General features: G+C 65.7%; 20 protein-coding genes, 1 tRNA gene and 2 pseudogenes. 14 read left to right on the top strand and 9 right to left on the bottom strand.

Going from position 1 to position 21,036, the window contains the following annotated elements; genetic code table 11:
• Positions 1 to 62 precede the first annotated feature (62 nt).
• The 5 genes from purB (at position 63) to AC1DXK_RS18835 (ending at position 5,995) form a co-directional block, all read left to right on the top strand.
• Positions 63 to 1,373: an adenylosuccinate lyase gene (purB, locus tag AC1DXK_RS18855; RefSeq protein ID WP_457107593.1), complete on the top strand. Its 1,311-nt coding sequence runs from the start codon at positions 63 to 65 to the stop codon at positions 1,371 to 1,373.
• 145 nt (positions 1,374 to 1,518) lie between these two features.
• Positions 1,519 to 2,376, top strand: a complete 858-nt coding sequence (locus AC1DXK_RS18850; protein WP_457107592.1) for a D-amino-acid transaminase — start codon at positions 1,519 to 1,521, stop codon at positions 2,374 to 2,376.
• Positions 2,377 to 2,500: 124 nt separating this feature from the next.
• Entirely contained in the window at positions 2,501 to 2,791 is a 291-nt protein-coding gene (locus AC1DXK_RS18845) for a hypothetical protein (RefSeq protein WP_457107591.1), read from the top strand.
• Between the two features lie 155 nt (positions 2,792 to 2,946).
• Positions 2,947 to 4,239, top strand: coding sequence for an adenylosuccinate synthase (locus tag AC1DXK_RS18840; RefSeq protein WP_457107590.1), 1,293 nt, complete (start codon positions 2,947 to 2,949; stop codon positions 4,237 to 4,239).
• Positions 4,240 to 4,519: 280 nt separating this feature from the next.
• The gene (locus tag AC1DXK_RS18835; protein ID WP_457107589.1) at positions 4,520 to 5,995 is read left to right on the top strand and encodes a histidine kinase; all 1,476 of its coding nucleotides are present in this window, start codon (positions 4,520 to 4,522) and stop codon (positions 5,993 to 5,995) included.
• Positions 5,996 to 6,037: 42 nt separating this feature from the next.
• Here the strand turns inward: AC1DXK_RS18835 and rpoH are convergent, their stop codons facing one another.
• Both rpoH and AC1DXK_RS18825 read right to left on the bottom strand, forming a co-directional pair.
• On the bottom strand, positions 6,038 to 6,931 hold the full coding sequence (gene rpoH, locus AC1DXK_RS18830; RefSeq protein ID WP_457107588.1) for an RNA polymerase sigma factor RpoH: 894 nt from the start codon (positions 6,929 to 6,931) through the stop codon (positions 6,038 to 6,040).
• Positions 6,932 to 7,167: 236 nt separating this feature from the next.
• Entirely contained in the window at positions 7,168 to 8,169 is a 1,002-nt protein-coding gene (locus tag AC1DXK_RS18825; RefSeq protein WP_457107587.1) for an RluA family pseudouridine synthase, read from the bottom strand.
• 106 nt (positions 8,170 to 8,275) lie between these two features.
• On the opposite strand from AC1DXK_RS18825, the gene AC1DXK_RS18820 reads away from it, so the two are divergent.
• From AC1DXK_RS18820 to AC1DXK_RS18790, 7 genes and pseudogenes are all read left to right on the top strand, one after another.
• Positions 8,276 to 8,351 (top strand) — tRNA-Glu (locus tag AC1DXK_RS18820).
• A gap of 73 nt (positions 8,352 to 8,424) precedes the next feature.
• Positions 8,425 to 9,108 (top strand): annotated as a pseudogene (locus tag AC1DXK_RS18815) (SH3 domain-containing protein); the annotation flags it as partial.
• A 42-nt stretch (positions 9,109 to 9,150) separates the two neighbouring features.
• The gene (locus AC1DXK_RS18810; RefSeq protein ID WP_477298668.1) at positions 9,151 to 9,378 is read left to right on the top strand and encodes a YARHG domain-containing protein; all 228 of its coding nucleotides are present in this window, start codon (positions 9,151 to 9,153) and stop codon (positions 9,376 to 9,378) included.
• A gap of 42 nt (positions 9,379 to 9,420) precedes the next feature.
• Positions 9,421 to 10,650 (top strand): PIN domain-containing protein, encoded by a 1,230-nt coding sequence (locus AC1DXK_RS18805; protein WP_477298656.1) that lies wholly within the window; start codon positions 9,421 to 9,423, stop codon positions 10,648 to 10,650.
• Between the two features lie 721 nt (positions 10,651 to 11,371).
• A complete protein-coding gene (locus AC1DXK_RS18800) occupies positions 11,372 to 11,704 on the top strand; it encodes a thermonuclease family protein (protein WP_477298654.1) in 333 nt (110 codons plus the stop codon).
• A gap of 176 nt (positions 11,705 to 11,880) precedes the next feature.
• The gene (locus tag AC1DXK_RS18795; RefSeq protein ID WP_477298652.1) at positions 11,881 to 12,087 is read left to right on the top strand and encodes a sunset domain-containing protein; all 207 of its coding nucleotides are present in this window, start codon (positions 11,881 to 11,883) and stop codon (positions 12,085 to 12,087) included.
• A gap of 14 nt (positions 12,088 to 12,101) precedes the next feature.
• Positions 12,102 to 12,296 carry a hypothetical protein gene (locus AC1DXK_RS18790; RefSeq protein ID WP_477298650.1) on the top strand — a complete coding sequence of 65 codons (195 nt, stop codon included), beginning with the start codon at positions 12,102 to 12,104 and terminating at the stop codon, positions 12,294 to 12,296.
• Positions 12,297 to 12,526: 230 nt separating this feature from the next.
• Here AC1DXK_RS18790 and AC1DXK_RS18785 read toward each other — a convergent pair whose 3' ends face one another.
• The 3 genes from AC1DXK_RS18785 to AC1DXK_RS18775 form a co-directional block, all read right to left on the bottom strand.
• The gene (locus AC1DXK_RS18785; RefSeq protein ID WP_477298648.1) at positions 12,527 to 12,661 is read right to left on the bottom strand and encodes a hypothetical protein; all 135 of its coding nucleotides are present in this window, start codon (positions 12,659 to 12,661) and stop codon (positions 12,527 to 12,529) included.
• The gene (locus tag AC1DXK_RS18780; protein WP_477298646.1) at positions 12,649 to 12,840 is read right to left on the bottom strand and encodes an IS66 family transposase; all 192 of its coding nucleotides are present in this window, start codon (positions 12,838 to 12,840) and stop codon (positions 12,649 to 12,651) included. The genes AC1DXK_RS18785 and AC1DXK_RS18780 overlap by 13 nt, the downstream gene beginning before the upstream one ends.
• Positions 12,841 to 12,930: 90 nt before the next feature.
• A complete protein-coding gene (locus tag AC1DXK_RS18775; protein ID WP_477298644.1) occupies positions 12,931 to 13,860 on the bottom strand; it encodes a hypothetical protein in 930 nt (309 codons plus the stop codon).
• A 557-nt stretch (positions 13,861 to 14,417) separates the two neighbouring features.
• Here AC1DXK_RS18775 and AC1DXK_RS18770 point away from each other — a divergent pair.
• Together AC1DXK_RS18770 and AC1DXK_RS18765 are read left to right on the top strand one after the other, a co-directional pair.
• A complete protein-coding gene (locus tag AC1DXK_RS18770) occupies positions 14,418 to 15,347 on the top strand; it encodes a histone deacetylase family protein (protein WP_477298643.1) in 930 nt (309 codons plus the stop codon).
• 245 nt (positions 15,348 to 15,592) lie between these two features.
• On the top strand, positions 15,593 to 16,615 hold the full coding sequence (locus tag AC1DXK_RS18765) for an IS110 family RNA-guided transposase (RefSeq protein ID WP_477298641.1): 1,023 nt from the start codon (positions 15,593 to 15,595) through the stop codon (positions 16,613 to 16,615).
• Positions 16,616 to 17,052: 437 nt separating this feature from the next.
• On the opposite strand, the pseudogene hmpA reads toward AC1DXK_RS18765, so the two are convergent.
• The 4 genes and pseudogenes from hmpA to AC1DXK_RS18745 all read right to left on the bottom strand — a co-directional run.
• A pseudogene (gene hmpA, locus AC1DXK_RS18760) lies at positions 17,053 to 18,205 on the bottom strand (NO-inducible flavohemoprotein); the annotation flags it as partial.
• Between the two features lie 162 nt (positions 18,206 to 18,367).
• The gene (gene adh, locus AC1DXK_RS18755) at positions 18,368 to 19,891 is read right to left on the bottom strand and encodes an aldehyde dehydrogenase (protein ID WP_477298639.1); all 1,524 of its coding nucleotides are present in this window, start codon (positions 19,889 to 19,891) and stop codon (positions 18,368 to 18,370) included.
• Positions 19,892 to 20,063: 172 nt separating this feature from the next.
• On the bottom strand, positions 20,064 to 20,321 hold the full coding sequence (locus AC1DXK_RS18750; RefSeq protein ID WP_477298637.1) for a DUF6489 family protein: 258 nt from the start codon (positions 20,319 to 20,321) through the stop codon (positions 20,064 to 20,066).
• A gap of 244 nt (positions 20,322 to 20,565) precedes the next feature.
• The coding region (locus tag AC1DXK_RS18745) for an IS5 family transposase (RefSeq protein ID WP_477298635.1) at positions 20,566 to 21,036 on the bottom strand (471 nt) is incomplete at its 5' end.

Below are 21,036 nucleotides of genomic sequence, written 5' to 3'. Positions count from 1 at the left end.
GAGTGGCCGGGCCGGCGCATGCTACCGGCGACGCACGCAGTCCGGACCGTGCCGAGGCCACCATGATCCCCCGCTACAGCCGCCCCGCAATGTCGGCGATCTGGTCGCCGGAGAGCCGCTTCCGGATCTGGTTCGAGATCGAGGCGCACGCGACCACCGCGCTCGCCGAGATTGGCGTGGTGCCGAAGGCCGCGGCCGAGACGGTCTGGGCGAAGGGTCGGGATGCGGTGTTCGACGTCGCCCGCATCGACGCGATCGAGGCGGTGACGAAGCACGACGTCATCGCGTTCCTCACCCATCTCGCCGAGATCGTCGGCCCCGACGCACGGTTCGTCCACCAGGGGATGACGTCCTCGGACGTGCTCGACACCTGCCTCAACGTCCAGTTGGTTCGCGCCGCCGACATCCTGATCGCGGACGTGGATGCCCTGCTCGACGCCCTGAAGGCCCGGGCCTTCGAGCACAAGCGCACCCCCACCATCGGCCGCTCGCACGGCATTCATGCCGAGCCGGTCACCTTCGGACTGAAACTCGCCCAGGCCCATGCCGAGTTCGCGCGCAACCGCGCGCGCCTCGTCGCGGCCCGGGAGGAGGTGGCCACCTGCGCGATCTCCGGGGCGGTGGGTACCTTCGCCAACATCGACCCGCGGGTGGAGCATTACGTCGCCGAGCAGATGGGCCTGACGCCCGAGCCGGTCTCAACCCAGGTCATCCCGCGCGACCGGCATGCGATGTTCTTCGCGACGCTCGGCGTCGTCGCCTCGTCCCTGGAGCGCCTGGCGATCGAGATCCGCCACCTCCAGCGGACCGAGGTGCTGGAGGCGGAAGAGTATTTCTCAGAGGGCCAGAAGGGCTCCTCGGCGATGCCGCACAAGCGCAACCCGGTGCTGACCGAGAACATCACTGGCCTTGCCCGCATGGTGCGCGGCTACGTGACTCCGGCGCTGGAGAACGTCGCCCTCTGGCATGAGCGCGACATCTCGCACTCCTCCGTGGAGCGGATGATCGGCCCCGACGCCACCGTCACCCTCGATTTTGCCCTCGCCCGCATGACCGGAGTGATCGATAAGCTGCTGGTCTACCCGGCCACCATGCAGAAGAACCTCGACCGGCTCGGCGGCCTCGTCCATTCGCAGCGCGTGCTGCTGGCGCTGACCCAGGCCGGCGTGTCGCGCGAGGAGGCCTACCGTCTCGTCCAGCGCAACGCGATGCCGGTCTGGCGGGGGGAGGGGGACTTCCTGGCGCTGCTCAAGGCCGATCCGGATGTCACCGCCGCGCTCACGCCGGGGCAGATCGAGGAATGTTTCGATCTCGGTTACCATTTCAAGCACGTGGATACGATCTTCGAGCGCGTCTTCGGCACGGCCTCCTGAGCCGGCCGGACGATCCCTGCGCGAGCCGATCGCCTCGCGATCGGGACCGGCTCGAGGTCCCCGTCGCGATTCCCGGTCCGGCTGATCAAAAACCGTTCCGGCGGATCGCGCGCCGGGGTCCGCGACGAACACAGGAAGGCTATCCGTGACCGCTCCCCGCATCGTCTACCTCAACGGCCAGTTCCTTCCCTTCGAGGAAGCCCGCGTACCGATCATGGATCGCGGCTTTCTGTTCGCGGACGGCATCTACGAGGTCTCGGCGATCATCGATGGCCGGCTCGTCGACAACGCCGCCCACCTCGCCCGTCTCGACCGGTCCCTCGGCGAGATCGGGATCCGCAACCCGCACGATGCGGCCGGCTGGGAGCGCCTGCAGACCGAACTCGTCGCCCGCAACGGCGTCACCGAAGGGCTCGTCTACATGCAGGTGACCCGGGGCGTCGCGGAACGCGACTTCGCGTTCCCGAAGGCCGGGACCGAGCCTACCGTGGTGATGTTCACGCAGGCCAAGACCGTGCTGGCCAACCCGCTCGCCGAGACCGGCGCCCGGGTGATCACCGTCGAGGATCTGCGCTGGAAGCGTCGGGACATCAAATCGGTCGCCCTGCTGGCGCAAGTGCTCGCCAAGCAGCAGGCCGCCGAAGCCGGGGTCGCCGAGGCCTGGATGGTCGAGGACGGGGCGGTGACAGAGGGCTCCTCCTCCACGGCCTTCATCGTCAGCCGTGACCGGGTGCTGGTGACCCGGCCGCTCTCCACGGCGCTGCTGCCCGGCATCACCCGCGCCTCGGTGCTGCGGCTCGCCGAGGAGGCCGATCTGCGGATCGAGGAACGGCTGATTCCCGTCGCCGAGGCCCACGACGCCCAGGAGGCGTTCTACACCAGCGCCTCGGCCTTCGTGATGCCGGTGATCGCGATCGACGGCCGGCAAATCGGCGAGGGTCGCCCCGGTCCGCTGACCCGCCGCCTGCGCGAGTTGTACATCGAGGCCGCCCGTCGGGGCTGAGCGGCGCTTCCGAACGGCCCGGTTCCGTCCACTGCTCGACCGGCCCGCATCCGGTAACGGCAGGAACGGATCCCGGCCCCGGCTGTTCCCCCCCGAATTCGTGTCCCGAAACGGGGAGGCCACCGTGCCGAAGAAGCTCCTGTTCACCGCCATCGTGGCGGCCCTGGCTGCGGCGCCCGCTTGCGCACAGACGACCGGTCCGGTGCAGACGCCGCCCGATCGCGTCCGCCCGAGCGCCGATGCGCCGCCCAACGATCAGTCGCTGAGCGACAAGCTCCAGAAGAACGACGGGGTGATCAAGCCGCCGGATTCCGCGACGACCGGGACCGTGGTGAAGCCGGACCAATCCGGTGCGATGCCCGTGATCAAGCCCCACGAACTCCCTGGCCAGGCACCCGGAACCGAGGCCAAATAGCCGTCGCGAACCGGCCGCACGGCCCGCAGCGCGGGTCCCTCATGCGGCCGCTTGCTTGATTTCGCTGCCCGGATCGCGGAAACGGCAGACGACGTGCGCCGCCTGCACCCGTGGGCGGCGGCGTCCCGGTTTCCGTCGCGGGTAAGCAGGCAGGCATGGCCAACGTCGTCGTTGTAGGCGCCCAGTGGGGCGACGAAGGCAAGGGCAAGATCGTCGACTGGCTCTCCGAGCAGGCCGACATCGTCGTCCGCTTCCAGGGCGGCCACAATGCCGGCCACACGCTCGTCATCGACGGCGTCACCTATAAGCTGGCGCTGCTTCCCTCGGGCGTCGTCCGCGGCGGCAAGCTGTCCGTGATCGGCAACGGCGTCGTGGTCGACCCGTGGCATCTCGTCGACGAGATCGACCGGATCAAGGCGCAGGGCGTCGAGGTCTCGCCGGCTTCCCTGCGGATCGCCGACAACGCCACCCTGATCCTACCGCTCCACCGGGAGCTGGACCATTTCCGGGAGACGGCCAATGCCGGTCTCAAGATCGGCACCACCAAGCGGGGCATCGGGCCGGCCTACGAGGACAAGGTCGGGCGCCGGGCGATCCGGGTGGTCGACCTCGCCGATCCCGACGCCCTTCCCGCCAAGATCGAGCGGGTGCTCACCCATCATAACGCCCTCCGGCGCGGCCTCGGCATCGACGAGGTCAACGCGGCGGCTCTGCTCGACGATTTGAAGGCGATCGCTCCGAAGATCCTGCCGTACGCCGACACCGTCTGGGCGCTCCTCGACGAGGAGCGCAGGGCCGGCAAGCGCATCCTGTTCGAGGGTGCGCAGGGCGCGCTGCTCGATGTCGACCACGGCACGTATCCGTTCGTGACCTCGTCCAACATCGTCGCCGCACAGGCGGCCACGGGCTCCGGCCTCGGCCCGGGGGCGATCGGCTACGTGCTGGGCATCGCCAAGGCCTACACCACCCGCGTGGGCGAGGGGCCGTTTCCCACCGAGCTGTTCGACGAGATCGGTGAGACCATCGGCAGCCGCGGCCGCGAATTCGGTGTGAACACCGGGCGCAAGCGCCGGTGCGGCTGGTTCGATGCCGTGCTGGTGCGGCAGACCGTCCGGACCTCCGGCATCCACGGGATCGCGTTGACGAAGCTCGACATCCTGGACGGCTTCGAGGAGATCCGGGTCTGCACGGGCTACCTGCTCGACGGCCAGCCGATCGACCACCTGCCGGCGAGCCAGGCCGCCCAGGCCCGGGTCGAGCCGGTCTACGAGGTGATCCCGGGGTGGTCGGAGACGACCGCAGGCGCACGATCCTGGGCGGATCTGCCGGCGCAGGCGATCAAGTACGTCCGTCGGATCGAGGAACTGATCGGGGCTCCGGTGGCGCTTCTGTCGACCTCGCCCGAGCGGGACGACACGATCCTGATGCACAATCCGTTCGAGGATTGAGGCGTCGCGCGCTATCCCGTTGACGACCCGCGTTTTCGGCGGCCCTGCCTGTATCCAGCCCGCGCGGGCTTGATCTAGAACGGGCGCAGGCGGCTCGATCATCGGTCTCGCGACCGTGCCGCCCTCATCATGCAGCCGACGGGCGGGCGCCGATCCGCGCGCCGGAACACGACAAACCGGCCGACGGCCGCGACCGGACCTGTCGGGTGGGCGCGGCCTTCGGTCCCCGGCCCTCGACCGGCGATGCCGGACGGCGGTCGAAGGGGCGGACCAGGGCATCATGGCCGATTACTACCCGCTTCTGGCGCGCGCGCTCGATGCGCTGCCGGATCGAACGCCCGCCCTGCGCAAGGCGGTCTACGACCGTGCGCGCAACGCGCTGATCAGCCAGCTGCGCTCGCTCGACCCGCCATTGTCGGAGGCGGATATCGATCTCGAGCGCCGGGCACTCGATACCGCGATCGAGCGGCTGGAGGTGGACCATGGCGGTCTGCCGGCGCCGGCGAACGACGCCGCGCAAGTCCCCGAGCCAGCCGCACCCCCACCGGTCGTGCCCGAGCCTCTCACACCCGCGCCTGTCGTCGCGGCGGCTGTGGAGCCGGGGTTTCCGGAGCCGTCGCCGCCCGAGCCGGGAACCGGCCCGACGACCGATCCGGTTCTTCCCGCCGCGAGACCGCCCTTCGAACCGATGGCCCGTGGGACCGGTCCGGATTCCGAAGCCGGTCCGCGCGAGGCACCGATCCCGATCGCGGCGCGCCGCCCGGGCACGGCGCCGCCGGTGACCCCCGAAGTCCTTGACTCGCCACTGGACGCTCCGGCCGCGGAGTTTCCGAGCGCGGATCCGCCCGCCGCGGAGGATCCAGACGCCCTGACGGCCGCTACGGAGGCAGGAAGCGGCCGCCAGCGGCCGCGCATCGAGGTGGTGCCGCCACGGACCGGACGGTCCCGCGTGCTGCGCAACGTCTTCGTCGGGAGCGTCCTTGCGGTGGTGATCGGGTTGATCGCCGTCGCAGCGTTCCTGTTGCGGGATCGGCCGCAGAACCTGCCGGCGAGCGGCGCGGAAACGGCGGATACGCAGCAGTCCGACGCCGAGACCAAATTCGGCGATCGGGTCGGCGCCGATGCGACACCGGCGCCGAAGGCCGCCGCGCGCGCCGAGGGCAGCGCCCCGCCGCGGACCAACACGGCCCCGGCCGATGCCGGCGTCCCCGTTGCTCAGAGGGCGGAACTGATCGAGGAAGTGTCGGGCGCCGAGAATGGGCAGCCGACGACGACGCCCGGCCGCGTGACCTGGAAGCTCGACACAGTGAACGGTGACCAGGGGCAGCCCCTGCAGAACGCCGTCGTCGCTACCGTGACCATCCCAGATGCAGGCCTCACCCTGGTGATGACCATCCAGCGCAATCTCGACACCACCCTGCCGGCGTCGCACACGGTGAGCCTGGCCTTCAGCCAGAGTGGAAGCGGCGCCGCGACGCGAACGGTGCAGGATGTCGGGCTGCTTCAGGCGAAGGACGAGCAGAGCGCCCGCGGGTCACCCTTCTCGGGTCTGCCCGTCCGGGTCCGCGACAACCTGTTCCTGATCGGCCTGTCGTCGCTGCAGAACGACGTCGAGCGCAACACCGACCTGCTCCTGCATCGAAACTGGTTCGATATCGCGCTCCGGTACACGTCCGGTCGCCGGGCGGTGCTGACCTTCGAGAAGGGGTCCGCGGGCGCTCAGGTGATGCAGAACGCCTTCGACGCCTGGCAGTGAGCCAACAGGTCGTCCCGGCGCACGCGCGTGCGCCGGGGGCCGTCAGTGAGCCTCGATTCCGGTCCGCGGCAACTCGCGGTTGGCGATGTTGCGCTTGACCGCTTCCTGCACCTTCTCGAAGGCCCGAACCTCGATCTGCCGGACGCGCTCGCGCGAGACGCCGAACTCACCGGAGAGATCTTCCAGCGTGATCGGATCCTCGGCGAGACGCCGCGCCTCGAAGATGCGGCGCTCGCGGGGATTGAGCACGCCGAGCGCGTCCTTCAGGGCGGACAGGCGGTTCTGCCCCTCCTGCTCGCGGGCCAGAACGGTCTCCTGGCTGGGGGCATTGTCCACGAGCCAGTCCTGCCATTCGCCCTCGCCCTCCTCGCGCAGGGGCGCGTTGAGCGACGTGTCGCCGGACAGGCGCCGGTTCATGTCGATCACATCCTGCTCAGGCACGCCGAGGCGGGTCGCGATCTGCTTGACCTGATCGGGCTTGAGGTCGCCTTCGTCGAGGGCCGAGATCTTGCCCTTCGCCTTGCGCAGGTTGAAGAACAGCTTCTTCTGGTTCGCCGTGGTGCCCATCTTCACGAGCGACCACGAGCGCAGGATGTACTCCTGGATCGCAGCCTTGATCCACCACATCGCGTAGGTGGCGAGGCGGAAGCCCTTGTCGGGATCGAAGCGCTTGACCGCCTGCATCAGGCCGACATTGCCCTCCGATACGACTTCGCCGATCGGCAGGCCGTAGCCGCGATAGCCCATGGCGATCTTGGCGACGAGTCGCAGGTGCGACGTCACGAGGCGATGCGCGGCCTCGCGGTCGCCTGCGTCGCGCCAGCTCTTGGCGAGCGTGAACTCCTCCGACGGCTCCAGCATCGGAAACTTGCGGATCTCGTCGAGGTAGCGTGACAGGCCACCTTCGTTGGCGAGCACGGGCAGCGTACCGGCCATGGCAATCTCCTGGACCTATGTCCCCCTGTCGGGCGGACGCGACGGACAACAGTGCCGTCCACTCGGGCCGCTCTTGAGCCGACCCTGCCGGCCACCCATCTCGGATGGACAGCCGGTGCGCCGGTTGCGGTCGATGACACCCACGTCGCCATCAACGCGCCACCGGCGAGTTTGGTCGTACCATGTCACGTTGTGACGCGGTACGGGGTGATCTTTCGCACGCCGTGGTGGTCCGGTTACAGGGGCGGCGCGGCGTCCGCGTCCGCCCTCAGGGCTTCGACCAGAGCCCTCAGGTCGGGCGGCAGAAGGCTCTCGAACCGGAGTGTCGCGCCGGTGCGCGGGTGGCTGAAACCGAGGAGTTCCGCGTGCAACGCCTGCCGGCCCAGGGCGGTGAGCGCGGCCCGCGCCTCCGGCGAGAGCCGCGCTGCCTTGGTGCGGAAGGCTCCGCCATAGGTGGCGTCCCCGAGGAGGGGATGGCCGCGATGGGCGAGGTGGACGCGGATCTGGTGGGTCCGCCCGGTCTCTAGTCGGCAACGCACCAGCGAGGCGTCGCGGTAGACCTCGGCGACGGCGTAATGCGTGACCGCATGGCGGCCGGTCTCGTCGGAGACGACGGCAATCTTCTCGCGATGGTGGCGCGAGCGGGCGAGGCTGGCCCGGATGGTCCCGGCGCGCGGCTGCGGCAGACCCCAGGCCACCGCCGCGTAGGCCCGTTCCAGCGGTCCGGTGCGGCCGTGGTCGGCGAACTGGGCGGTGAGCCCCTGATGCGCCCTGTCGTTCTTGGCGACGACGATCAGGCCGCTCGTGTCCTTGTCGAGACGATGGACGATACCGGGCCGGCGCACGCCGCCGATCCCGGACAGGCTCGCCCCGCAATGGGCGATCAGCGCGTTGACCAGCGTCCCGCTCTCGTGACCCGGGGCTGGGTGGACTACCAGCCCGGCCGGCTTGTCGATGACGATCAGGTCGTCGTCCTCGTAGACGATCGGCAGGTCCGCGGGTTCGGCCAAGGGTACGGCCGGCACCGGGGGCGGCACCGTGACGACGACGTGGGCGCCGGCCGCCACCTTGGAGGCCGGATCGCTGGCCGCAATGCCGTCCCGCTGTACCTGGCCGGTGCGGATCAGATCCTGAAGCCTTGCCCGGGACAGGTCCGGAAACAGGGCCACCAGCGCCCGGTCGAGCCGCACCCCGCCCTCGGCCACGATCCCGGCCCGCTCCTCCCGCTCTTTCTCCACGACGACCCTTATCCGACCCCGTTCCGACCCGCCGATGCGGATTTCCCGACGAAGGCTCTTGCTCCTCCGCCGGGTGGTGGCTATAGCACCCCCGCGCCGCCGGAAAGCTCCCATCGTCTAGCGGTCTAGGACGTCGCCCTCTCACGGCGAAAACAGGGGTTCGATTCCCCTTGGGAGCGCCAGCCGCATCAAGCGCTTAGCTGGATTTTCCAACGCCAGCTCACAGACACGTCTCACACAGCCGATCTCGACAGTATGTGTGGGTGCAGCCTGAGCGCGTTGACGAGTGAGACGCCGTTAGCGTGGCCGGCCAGTCAGTGGCGGATAGCCTCTAGGTTCGCACGACCGGGATGCCGCGACTTCAGCTTGTACAGCGACGACGCGCCGAATGCCGGCCTAGCGCTTCTCCCGTTCTCAACGACTGGTCACGACCCGGGACCGCAACCTTGCCCAGATTGGGGTCGAGGGTTCGAACCCCTTCGCCCGCTCCAGCTTTCCCAACCATACCGACGACTTACAAGACCGCAGCCCTGCGGCCTTTGTCGTTTGCGGCTGGTACCGGGACCACAGCCGAACCAAGCAGTCGCCAAGCCGCATGGACTAAGCGTGGCGGTGTGCCGCATGATGGTCACGCCTCGATCGGGGGCGTTCAGGGTCGTCATCTTGTCCAAGACCGCTGCGTGTCTCGTCGGGGCTTCCCTCATAGCCTTTGGCTTTGGCAGCCCTTCAGCATCCGCACAGGTCCAGCAGGAAGCCTTCAGCTATCCTGTCGGCCTTGATCCCTACGGCGACAATTTCCTGGCGCTGCGCAGCCTGCCGAGCGGCACCCAAGGCGTCCGCCTCGCGCGACTTGGGCCAGACACTCTTTTCACCGAACTCGGCCGTCAGGGTGGCTGGGTGAACATCCAATTGCCATCCGGCCAGACTGGGTGGGTGAGCGCCCGGTATGTCGGCTGTTGCCGCACGGCTGCGAACGGACGCATCGCACCAAGCGGGTCCGCTTCGTCATCGTGCGAGGAGCTTTGGACGGAGCGGAACGCCATCTTCAAGGCCGCGGGCTACTGCTTTCGCACCTCACAGGCCATTCGCGCGTTCGGCAATGCCGGGTGCCAATTCGACGATGAGGCGGACGTGCCTCTTTCGGCTCGCCAGCGAGAGCAAGTCGCCCAAATTCGGGTTACCGAGCGGCAGCTCGGGTGTGGCCAGTAAAAACGACGAGCAACTGAATGTGCCTCAGGATCGGTAACCTAGATGGCAACAAACATCTTTATTGATACTAGCATTTACCTGAGCTTCTATGCCGTTTCAAATGACGATCTTGACCAGTTGGAAAAATTGGTTGGGTTGATTGCGGTCGGCCGTATCAAAATAATAGTACCTGCTCAGGTCCGGCGCGAATGGGCAAGAAACAGAGACAACAAATTGGCTGAAGCGATCGGCAACGTTGAAAAATTAAGCCTGAAAAGCCCCTCGATACCGAGATTTATGTGGGAGTATGAAGAGGTTGCTGAGCTTAGAAAAGCAATGGCTCTCGCTGAGAAAGCTCGATCTGCGGCCGTGGCCAAAGCAAAAGAAGAAGCGGGCACTGCGACTACGAACGCCGACAAGCTTATCCAGCGCATCTTTTTGGCCGCTGGTGTAGGCGCGGACAACCCTGAGATCCTAGCACTAGCAGAACGTCGCATGGCGATCGGCGATCTGCCAGGTAAGCCTGGCTCTTTAGGAGATCGATTGAACTGGGAACATCTACTCTCGTCAGAACTCACCGATGGCGATTTGCATGTTATAAGCAAGGACGGGGATTATTTCTCGCCACTTGATCCTAAGATGCCCAAATATGCATTGTACCGAGAGTGGGTCGAGAAAAAGAATGGAAAATTGTTCGTTCATAACGAATTGAAGCCGTTCTTGTCTTCGAAATTTCCACAATTTCATTTTCGACCGGAGTCGAGAGAAAAGGACTCGTCGACGGCTTCGGCGCAGTTCGGCACATCGCCGTACTACGGTGCGAGGGATCGTTGGACAAAATCGAAAGACGCCGCCATCAGAGATCTCGAACAAGCGCACGATGCTGAAGGTTTGGAACAAGCAGTCCAAGAGTTAGAGAAGTTTCTTCCGTTTCTCGGTGAAGCGGACCTGCTCAGGATCTGCAAATTTGCCGCAGATAGCGATGTATTTCATGATTTCTTGGAACAAGATTACATATATACATTCTTCGAGAACGTTATCCCCAAAATATATCACTTACTTGAGCGTAAGGACATAGAAGCCTTAGAGGCTACGTTTAATTTGGAGCTGCATCCAGAAGAATTTCAAGCGGCCGCACAAGATGAGGGCGATCCTCTGTCGCCCGACTATGAACAGATGGATTTAGATTTATTGGCAGAGCAAGTTGACGAGGGCATAGAGAGGGGCCATTTTGCTCCGCGTAGGCCGAGCGATCGTTCGTCGCCGCATAACTTGGAGGATGAGCCGTTTTGACTAGGTTCGCGCTCTTCATTCTGAGTCGGCTGCATGAATACGGCAGCACCAGCTGAATAGGCAGCCCGTCGCCAGGTCTCAGGAAGGCGGCCGAGCGGATTGAATTCTAATCAGCTTTCGCCACTTGGCGCCTGTGATTCTCCACAACCACTACAATGCAGCGCACCTGAGATTCTCGCCGTTAAAATGTAGCTGCCAGGATGCCCGCATCTGGGAGGTCTCCTGTGCGGTTCATGGTTGCGCTCAGCGTCGCTGTTGTGATGATCGCGGCGAATACCGAGGCGGCACTCGCCCGAGGATTTCGTGGTGGCGGCGGCTACGTTGGCGTGCGTGGCTACGTCACCTCCCGCGGAACCTACGTCGCTCCACACGTTCGGACGCGGCCGGACGGTATCGTCGAGAACAACCTGTCCTACCGGGGCGGTCTGCCCCTGTCCCCAGAGCGAGCTGTGTCAGACCCGGCCTTGGTCGCCGCTGGATCGACGCCGGGCCCCCTGCTCACGAGCGCTGGTCCGCGAGCCATTCCGGGTCCAACGACCTGGACCGACACCGGCCCGGATCCGAAGGTAGCTAAGGAGCCATGGTGCGCTTCCAAGCGCGTCGTCGGCACCGGCGCGGGCTTCTGCATCGTCAACTAGCAGACGAGCCGGGCCCATCGGCGCGCACGTGGTCCGCTGGCGGCTCGCCATCATGTCCTGGAAGAGCTTGCCGGCAAGCGGGGATGCGCTATCGCTCCGAGATGCGCCACGCTCTCGCCGCCCTCATGCTGCTCACCGGGCCGGCTCTGGCCGCCGAGCCGATCGTGGGTCGTGCCTCGGTCACGGACGGCGACATGGTGGTGATCCGCGGAACCCGCATTCGCCTGTATGGTATTGACGCGCCCGAGAGCGCGCAGCTCTGCCAGGACGCGGCCGGCAAGTCCTATCCTGCGGGCAGGTGGCAGCTCTCGCCCTGGCGGACCGGATTAGCGAGGCAAACATCGCGTGCGAACCCCGCGACACCGACCGGTACGGCCGCACCGTTGCCGTATGCCGGAAGGGCGACGAGGATCTGAATGCTTGGCTGGTTAGCTAGGGCTACGCCACGGCCTACCAGCGCTACTCCCGCGACTACATCGGGGTCGAGACCACCGCGAGGGCGCTGAAGCGCGGGCTCTGGGCCGGCACCTTCGCTCTGCCTTCGGACTGGAGGCGCGCCAAGCGCGCGAGTGGGATTGAGACCCGACCTGAGATGGAGAAGCCCCCGGCAGCCGCGACAGTGCCCGTACAGGCCGCTTGCGCGATCAAGGGCAACATCTCGCGCAAGAGCGACAAGATCTATCACCTGCCTGGGACGCGGGACTACGACCGAACTGTGATCGACACGGGCTCCGGCGAGCGCCTGTTCTGCAGCGAGGACGAGGCGAAGGCCGCGGGTTGGAGGGCGCCGCAAGGATGATCGGAGCCGCGGCCATGGACGTCGAGGAATACGACTTCGTGCACTCCCCGCTGTCCGGTCCTTTCACGCGCAACGGCCACATGGTCGAAGTCGAGATCTATCGCCTCGCTTGCACGCGCGTTGCCCGAAAGCCGACAGGCGGCTTTGCGCCCAACCCGGTCGTTCAGTTGGCTGTGAACACTTCCCGTAAGCAGACGCTCCTGCCTTAGGTCAGCCATTCGCGCCGGACCTTGGGATCTCAGATGAGTTCGGCCGTGACAGTGTGCTGCAGGGTGATGTCGGGGGACCTGGTGTCTCGGTGACGATGCGGGGACCGGCTCGGTGATCCTGAGCCCCCGGCGGAGGTACCGTTGCCTGTCGCGCCAAAGCCGTAAGGGGGATGACCCGGCATCCGGCGAACGTACGCAGCGGCATGTAACCGGGGCAAATTCTCGGGCGATCAGGCTGTTGCGGCCTGTCTGACGAGATCCTGTAGGGGCGGGATCGCGTCGCCGTCTGGGATCCCGAGGCGGTCGCCGAGGTAGCGGAAGAACGAGACGCCGAGCTTGGCGCAGGTCTTCATCAGGCCGAGCATGACGTCGCGGCGGTGCGGCCAGCCTCGCTCTCCGTCCCGCCGGAGATCTTCCGCTTGGTCACACAAGCGCGGATATCGTTCTCCGAGCCGTTGGTGTGGAGCGGGATCTCGGGCCGCTCCAGCACGCGCAACAAGGCGGCCTTGTGCCGGTGCGGGCGGGCGAGCAGCCGATCGAGCATCACCGCGCCGGTTGGGGCGCGTGAAGATCCGGTCGAAGCGGGCGCGCAGGGCGCGGGCTCGCTTGGGGCAAGGGGCGCGAGCCCAGGCCTTCAGTCGGCGTAGAACCACCAGATCAGGGTGCGGGTGAGCGCAATGGCCTTGCGCTGGGCGGCGGTCGTCGGGATCAGCGTGTGGACGAGGCGCTCGGCATGAACCCAGCACAGCGCGTGCGTGCCGATCCGGAACGGACCGGCCCCGTCCGAGACCACGACCGTGTCCGGCATCAGACCGTGATGCCGGATCGCACCCCACAGCGCGCCTTCGGTGGCGACCTGCACCGGGTCGGGCGTGACGGCGCGCGCATCGAAGCCGAGGGCAGTCAGATGCGCCTGCCAGGCCGGGGTATCCGGGAAGGTCCGGGTCGGGTGGGCGGCGAGCGCCGCCAAGAAGGGCCCGGCCAGCGCGCGGGTGCGCATGTAGGCCGGCGCCGCGGCGTTGACGACGAAGTCCTCGTGCCCAGCCCGCAGCAGCGCGAGGACGTTGAGGCGCGACTTGGACGCGGTGGTGCGGAAGGCGGTGAAGCGTGCATCGCCGATCTGCGTGGCCACGCCGTCAGTCCGCGCGTGCCGGGCGGCGGTGTCGTCGACGCTGATCCAGCCCGCGCTCGCCAAGCCGGCGCGCAGCACCGCCTGCTCCTCGGCGACAAAGGGATCGAGCGGGCCGCTCAGGAGGCGGATCACCTGACGCTTGGAGATCATCAGGCTGAGCCCGGACAGCATCGCCGTCAAGCGCTCGCTCGTGACCTGCCCCTGGACATGAGCCGCCAGAAGGAAGCGGCGTAGATGCGGCCCGAACCCGCCGAAGATCCCGGGCGGCAGCGCGGCCACGACGCTCATCCCCGACGGCGTGGACCAGCGCTCGCGCCGATAGCGGAGTACGACCGCCTCCAGCACGAGGTCGCGCACCACGACATCCTCAAAGCCCTTGAAGCGCGAGCCCCCCGGAACGGCAGCCTTGAGCACCACCTCGCGCGTGATCACGCTCCGCTCGTGCACGGGTCCACGCCGCCGCTGGCCCGGTTTGGTCAGCGCCCGCTCGCTCGCCCTCTCCATCCCGGACGGGGTTGGCCGCGTCGGCGGGCGCGGTGGCAAGACCTTCAGCCGCGCGACCTCGTCGCGCAAAGCCCGGTTCTCGTTCGTCCATGCCTAGCGTGCTTCCGCGCGGACTGCGAGGCGCAGCTGGTTCGCCTGGATGTCCCATCTCAGGCGCCGAACGCCGACATCTGGCTGATGGTCCACAAGGATAACCGTGACAATCCCCGGATCCGGATCGCCCCGCCGCACATCACAGAATGCGTGCACAAGCTCCACGATAAGCTGGAGCCTATACCATCCGTGCACACGCCGATCGATGAGTGGCTTGCGCTCTTATGGGATGCGGATTGCGATTTTGCATAGCCGGTCGCCGTTATTTTGTTCGCAGTCAATCGCTATTGAGCTTAAACCCTTCAGAGCACGAATGTTCGATTTCCCGAGCGAACAAGGCTGAGGGCGACTACGCCGCCTGTTCTCGGTAACGGAATGCGGGTCGCTCGCACATGACTACCCTTTATCTCTGTCAACCGGCGTCGCTGCATTTCAGTACGCCGCCCGGCCACCCGGAGCGGGCCGACCGCATCTGGGTGATTGAGCGGACGCTTGAGCAGGAGCGCTTCGCCGCGCTCACCCGCGAGCAAGCGCCTGCTGCCGATCTCGAGACGGTCGCCCTCGCGCACTCAAGGTCCTATGTCGAGGGGATCATCAAGCTAGCGCCGCGAGAGGGCGTCGTTCAAATCGACGCCGACACAACCATTTCCCCCGGCACCGTCGAAGCTGCCCTGCGCGGTGCCGGAGCGGCCGCAAAAGCCGTAGATGAAGTCATGGCGGGGCGGGTAAGAAATGCCTTTTCGGCATCGCGCCCGCCGGGACACCATGCCGAGCGAGGGCGAGCCAACGGCTTCTGCTTCTTCAATAACGTGGCGATTGCGGCGCGCTATGCGCAAGCGAAGCACGGTGCCGGACGCGTCGCCGTTATCGATTGGGACGCTCATCACGGCAATGGAACACAGGACATTTTCTGGAGTGATCGAAGCGTTCTCTTCTGCTCGACCCACGAAATGCCGCTTTATCCGTGGACAGGGGCTGCCTCCGAGTGCGGTGAGTACGGCACCATCGTGAACGTACCACTTGCCGCAGATGACGGAGGAGCGATCTTCCGACAGGTCTTCGAGGCAAAAATACTGCCAAGGATCGCCGAATTCAATCCTGACCTGATGGTGATCTCGGCTGGCTTTGACGCGCATTGGCGCGATCCTCTGGCCAACCTCAACCTGACCGAAGCTGATTTCTCCTGGGCGACCCGCAGGCTCATAGACGTCGCCGATCGCGTTTGTAATGGACGTATCGTATCCCTGCTCGAGGGCGGCTACGATCTTGAGGGTCTTGCAAAATCTGTTGCGGCTCACGTCACGGCATTGATGCGGAACTGACCGCTTGTAAGTCCAGGATAACCTATGGTGCGATATGCACCCGTCACGAATCGCCCCATCCGATCCTCTGACGCAGTCGGAAGATCATACAAGAAGGCGATTTCACACATGGGGTAATCGCGGGAGCGGTTCCCTCAGGGCCGGAGTGAGCAGGTCTACAATGGAAGAGGTGGTTGTTCCCCGACAGGATGAAGTTGCGGGCTCACGACTGGACGCCGGGCCCATGCATCGCGCGGAGAACAACCATGGGTGAGTATATCGGTCTCGACGTGTCCTTGAAAGCCACGACGATCTGTGTGCGGCGGGGCGGCAAGCGGGTTTGGCGCGGCAAGTGCGCTTCCGATCCTGCCGTCATTGCCAGTGTTCTGCGCAAGCATGCGCCCGAAGCTCAACGGATCGTGTTCGAGACGGGTCCCTTGTCGATTTGGTTCTTCCATGCCCTCACAGCGGAAGGCCTCCCGGCGATCTGTATCGACGCTCGTCACGCCAAGGCCGCGCTCGACATGGCCGCCAATAAGACCGACGCCAACGATGCCGAGGGGCTGGCTCACTTGGCCGAGGTCGGCTTCTTCCGCGAGGTGCGCGTGAAGGGATACGACAGCATGCTTGTGCGAACGCTTGTCGCCGCGCGCAGCAAGCTCGTGCGGATGGCGATCGAGCTATCCAATCAGATCCGCGGCCTGATGAAGACGTTCGGCTTGATCGTGCCGGGCGCAAAGGGCGGATCGTTCGAGGCGGAGGTTCGACGTCTCCTGTCGGACGAAGATGGTTTGGCTCGCGTCATCCATCCGCTGCTGGAAGCTTGGGGCACGGTTCGCCGACGAGCGGCGGAACTCGGACGCCAGCTCCTGGCCGGTGCTCGGCAAAGCCAAGCCTGCCAGCGGCTGATGGCGATCACCGGGATCGGGGCGATCCCCGCGACCGCCTTCGTGACCGCGATCAAGGACCCCGCCAACTTCAGATCGTCGCGCTCTGTCGCCGCCTGGTTCGGACTGACGACGCGACGCTATCAGTCGGGCGAGGTCGACTATGACGGGCACATCTCCCGGAGGGGAGACGCGCACATGCGGGGGCTCCTCTACGAGGCAGCAACCGTTCTCCTGACGCGTAGCCGGGTGGACAGCGACCTGCGCGCCTGGGGGCTGAAGCTGCGCGAGCGGCTCGGCTTCAAGCGCGCCGCCGTGGCAGTCGCGCGCAAGCTGGCTGTCGTCATGCACGCCATGCTGAGGTCCGGCCAATCCTACCGCGCGAAGGCTGCCATCGCCTGACCCCAGAACACCCAAGCTTGCCGCGCGTCAAAGCGCGTCGAGGCGTCCCTGCCGGGACGTGGGCGAACCATTCCGCCTAGGCTGTTGCACCCTGAGATCCTCACCGGTCTATCGAGTGCGCTTCACACATCGGAAGGTTCATCCTGCGAAGCCCCATCATGCGGCGGCTCATGCCGACCGCGAAGACGACCGTGCTCCCGGCAAACGACAGCCCGACGAACCCAAAAAGGACTTGCTTTATGCGAGGCGATTAGACGACAGCCTGGATAGAGGCTCGCTGCGAGCGCATGTCCCAAACGTCAGAATGGACCCACGCGAGGTGCGGAAAGTGTCTCACAGGCCTGTCTTGCTGAGCTATAATCAGGGTGAGATGACAGACCCAGACGGAGGCACCGGCCTTGGCTCGCCTCCCTCAGGCAGCCAGCAGTTCGTCTGCCGGGCCCGAAGAACTCATATTGGATCCGGCCCAGCGGCACTCCTGTCCGAGCCAGACTGCCGACCAGCGCCGGTAGGAACGGGCGCGGCCCGCACAGATAATAGGTCGCCTCCTTCAGGGGCGTGTTCCGCGCGAGCCAGTCTGCCGTGATGCCCCCCTGCTCATCAGAGTCGCGGCCCTGTACATCCGCACTCTCAGGCTTGTTGTAGAACATCTGAAACGACACCCTGAGCCCCGGCCGCGAGCGGTCGCACATGCTCGCGCATCGCGTGGACGCGGCCATTCTGCGCTCCATGCACATACCAAGTCGGTCGCCCGCTGCCGGAGCGTACAATTGCATCCAGCATGCTCACCATCGGCGTCAGCCCGCCCCCACCGCCGAGCAGCACAATGGAGCCAGGGCTGTCCTCGTCCAGGAAGAACTCGCCCGATGGGGGCGCCACCTCCAGCACTGTTCCGACATCCGCCTGATCGTGTACCCCGTTGGAGGCGAGGCCAGGCGGGAGACCCGGGCCAGCCTCGCGCTTCACCGTGATGCGGTAGGCGCGGTCATCGGGACCAGAGGAGATCGAGTAGTTGTGCTTGATTTGCGTTGCGCCCGGCACATCCACATTGAACTTCAGATATTGACCCGATCGGTGGCGCAACACTGGCTTTCCATCCAGCGGCGCGAGGACCAGGGAGCAGGTAATCTCGCTCTCCTGCTTCGTGCTCTCCACGGCAAAGTCCCGCCACGCGTTCCACCCCCCTGGCGCGGCTGCGGTCTGGCGATAGAGATCCGTCTCGCGGGCAATCAGCAGATTGGCCAGGAACCAGTAGGCCTCAACCCAGGCAGCGCAGATCTCTGGCGTCGCAGCCTCGCCCAGCACGTCCTTGCTAGCACCTAGCAGCGCATCGGCGACAAACGGATAATGCCGCGGCAAGATCTGCAGGCCGACATGCTTTTGCGTGATGCGCTCCAGGCGCGAGGCGAGCAGGCCCAAATTCTAGATGTTGCGTGCGTTGGCAATGATTGCCGCAGCCAAGGCCTTCGAATGCGATCCGGTCTCACCGTAATGCGATTGGTTGAACAGCTCCCGGATCTCTGGGGTGCGGAACAGCCGCTCATACATGCGGCCGGTAATGGCTCGGCCGTGGCCCTCAAGGGCCGGCACCGTCGCTTTGACGAGCTCAATCGTTTCCGTCGGTCAGGATAGTCGGCATGATGATTCCACTCCGTGCTCTTCGCGTCTCGCAGCATCGGCCCGAGGCGCCCGTCACCATTCTGGTTCTTGGTCACGACATAGCCCGGGCGCTCCTCGTGCGGGGCATGGCTCCTAGAAGAAGCCGAGCTTCTTGGCCGAGTAGCTGACCAGCATGTTCTTGGTCTGCTGGTAGTGGTCGAGCATCATCTTGTGATTCTCGCGCCCGATGCCGGACTGCTTGTAGCCGCCGAAGGCCGCGTGGGCCGGGTAGGCGTGGTAGCAGTTCGTCCAGACGCGCCCGGCCTGGATTGCCCGGCCGAAGCGGTAGGCCCGGGTCCCGTCGCGAGTCCAGACGCCGGCGCCGAGGCCGTAGAGCGTGTCGTTGGCGATCGAGAGCGCGTCCTCGTCGTCCTTGAAGGTGGTGACCGAAAGCACGGGCCCGAAGATCTCCTCCTGGAAGATGCGCATCTTGTTGTGGCCCTTGAACACGGTGGGCGTCATGTAGAAGCCCTCGGCGAGGTCGCCCTCGCGGGTACCGCGCTCACCGCCCGTTAGGCACTCGGCGCCCTCCTGGCGGCCGATATCGATGTAGGACAGGATCTTCTTGAGCTGCTCCGAGGAGGCCTGGGCGCCGATCATCGTGGTCGGGTCGAGGGGCGAGCCCTGCGTGATCGCTTCGACGCGCTCGATCGCCCGCTCCATGAAGCGGTCGTAGATCGACTCGTGCACGAGGGCGCGGCTCGGACAGGTGCAGACCTCGCCCTGGTTGAGGGCGAACATGGTGAAGCCCTCGAGGGCCTTGTCGAAGAAGTCGTCGTCCTCGGCCGCCACGTCGGCGAAGAAGATGTTCGGCGACTTGCCACCGAGTTCCAGCGTCACGGGAATCAGGTTCTGCGAGGCGTACTGCATGATCAGTCGGCCCGTCGTCGTCTCGCCCGTGAAGGCGATCTTGGCGATGCGGGGCGAGGAGGCCAGCGGCTTGCCGGCCTCGAGGCCGAAGCCGTTGACGACGTTGAGCACGCCCGGGGGCAGCAGGTCGCCGACGAGCTCGAGGACGACCAGGATCGAGGCCGGGGTCTGCTCGGCGGGCTTGAGCACCACGCAGTTGCCGGCGGCGAGCGCCGGGGCGAGCTTCCACACCGCCATCAGGATCGGGAAGTTCCACGGGATGATCTGGCCGACGACGCCGAGCGGCTCGTGAAAGTGGTAGGCCACCGTGTCGTGGTCGATCTCGGAGATCGAGCCTTCCTGCGCGCGCACGCAGCCGGCGAAGTAGCGGAAATGGTCGATGGCGAGCGGGATGTCGGCGTTCATCGTCTCGCGGATCGGCTTGCCGTTGTCCCAGGTCTCGGCCAGCGCGATCAGGTCGAGGTTCTCCTCCATCCGGTCGGCGATGCGGCTGAGGATGCCGGCGCGCTCGGCCGGGGAAGTGCGGCCCCAGGCTTCCTTGGCGGCATGCGCGGCGTCGACGGCCTTGTCGATGTCGGCGGCGTCCGAGCGCGCGACCTCGCAGACGACCTTACCGGTGATCGGCGAGGTGTTCTCGAAGTAGCGGCCATTGACGGGGGCGACCCACTTGCCGCCGATGAAATTCTCGTAGCGGGCCGAGAAGGGCGACTTGACCTTGGTGTCGCCGAGGAATTCCGGCTTGTTCATTGGCGTCTCCTCAAGGTGGCTCTGTGTCCGCTCGGGCGGCTGCCACATTCCTCTGGACGAATTCTAGCCGGCAAGGCGGCAGGACGCCCGGAGCAACTTCGACGACCGGCTATGCAAGGACGCACCGAGTCTGAACCTGGCGGGCTCATGCCTGTGAGGCCCCTCGTAGCCTTCAGTTCGTCGGCGATATGCTCGCTCCGAAGCCTTGCTTGAACATCGCCGTGAAGGAATCCTGGATCTGCTGCTGATTCTGGGGAACGAGTGAAACCCAGCTTTTCATCAGCCCCTCGGGCGAAAAGCGATCGATTTCCGCCAAAACTTTCTTCTCCACCTCGGCCATGACCGCAGCCTGCATCGGCTGAATATCCGGCAATCCAAGGAACTGCCGCGCCTCGAATGATGTGCAATCAACCTCGACAGTTACTTTCATAGCCTCATCTCCTACTGACGGGGGCCGGCCGGCAGCTGAGAATCAATCCGGCTCTGCTCGACCTTTGCCGCCGCCGTGTATTCACGATGGAAGAGCTTAAGGCATTAGCTGCACCGCAGGTAAAGCAAACCCGCTGACCCGCAATGCGAAAATGCATCAGAGATTGGTTGATTCGACTGATAGGCTGTTCGCTTCTTTCCGGCGTTCGCGATGCACGGCAAATTTCTGCCCCGGCTAGGGCGTGTCATCGCTTGAGCCAGTCGAGGGCTGCGGCGAGAGACAGGACACCCATGAAGCTTGTGGCGGTTTTCTCGTAGCGGGTTGCGATGGCACGCCATTCCTTGAGCCTCGCCCAGAGGCGCTCGACCTGATTGCGATTGTTGTAGATCCAGTCCGGGCAGGCGACGGGGGTCTCGTGGCGCTGAGGCGGGATCGCGGGGCGCGCACCCATGTTCCAGATGTGCTCGCGGAAGGCGTGACTGGTGTAGCCGCGGTCTCCGACGACCCACTTGGGCACGCCTGGCAGTTGGTCGAGCAATGGAACCGCATGGGGCAGTTCGTGCGCCTGTCCCGATGCCAGCCGGAAGGCGATGGCGCGGCCCTGCCCGTCGGCGATYACGCAAGCCTTGGTGCCATAGCCGCCACGCGAGCGGCCAAGAGCCTCACAAGTGTCTCGCTCGGCCCCAGATCCCCCCTTTTGGCGGCGCCAGCCGCC

The organism is Methylobacterium sp. P3_A11 (assembly GCF_056403155.1).
Note: the sequence above shows the minus strand (reverse complement) of the source record. Positions and strands in the feature narration are given on the sequence as shown.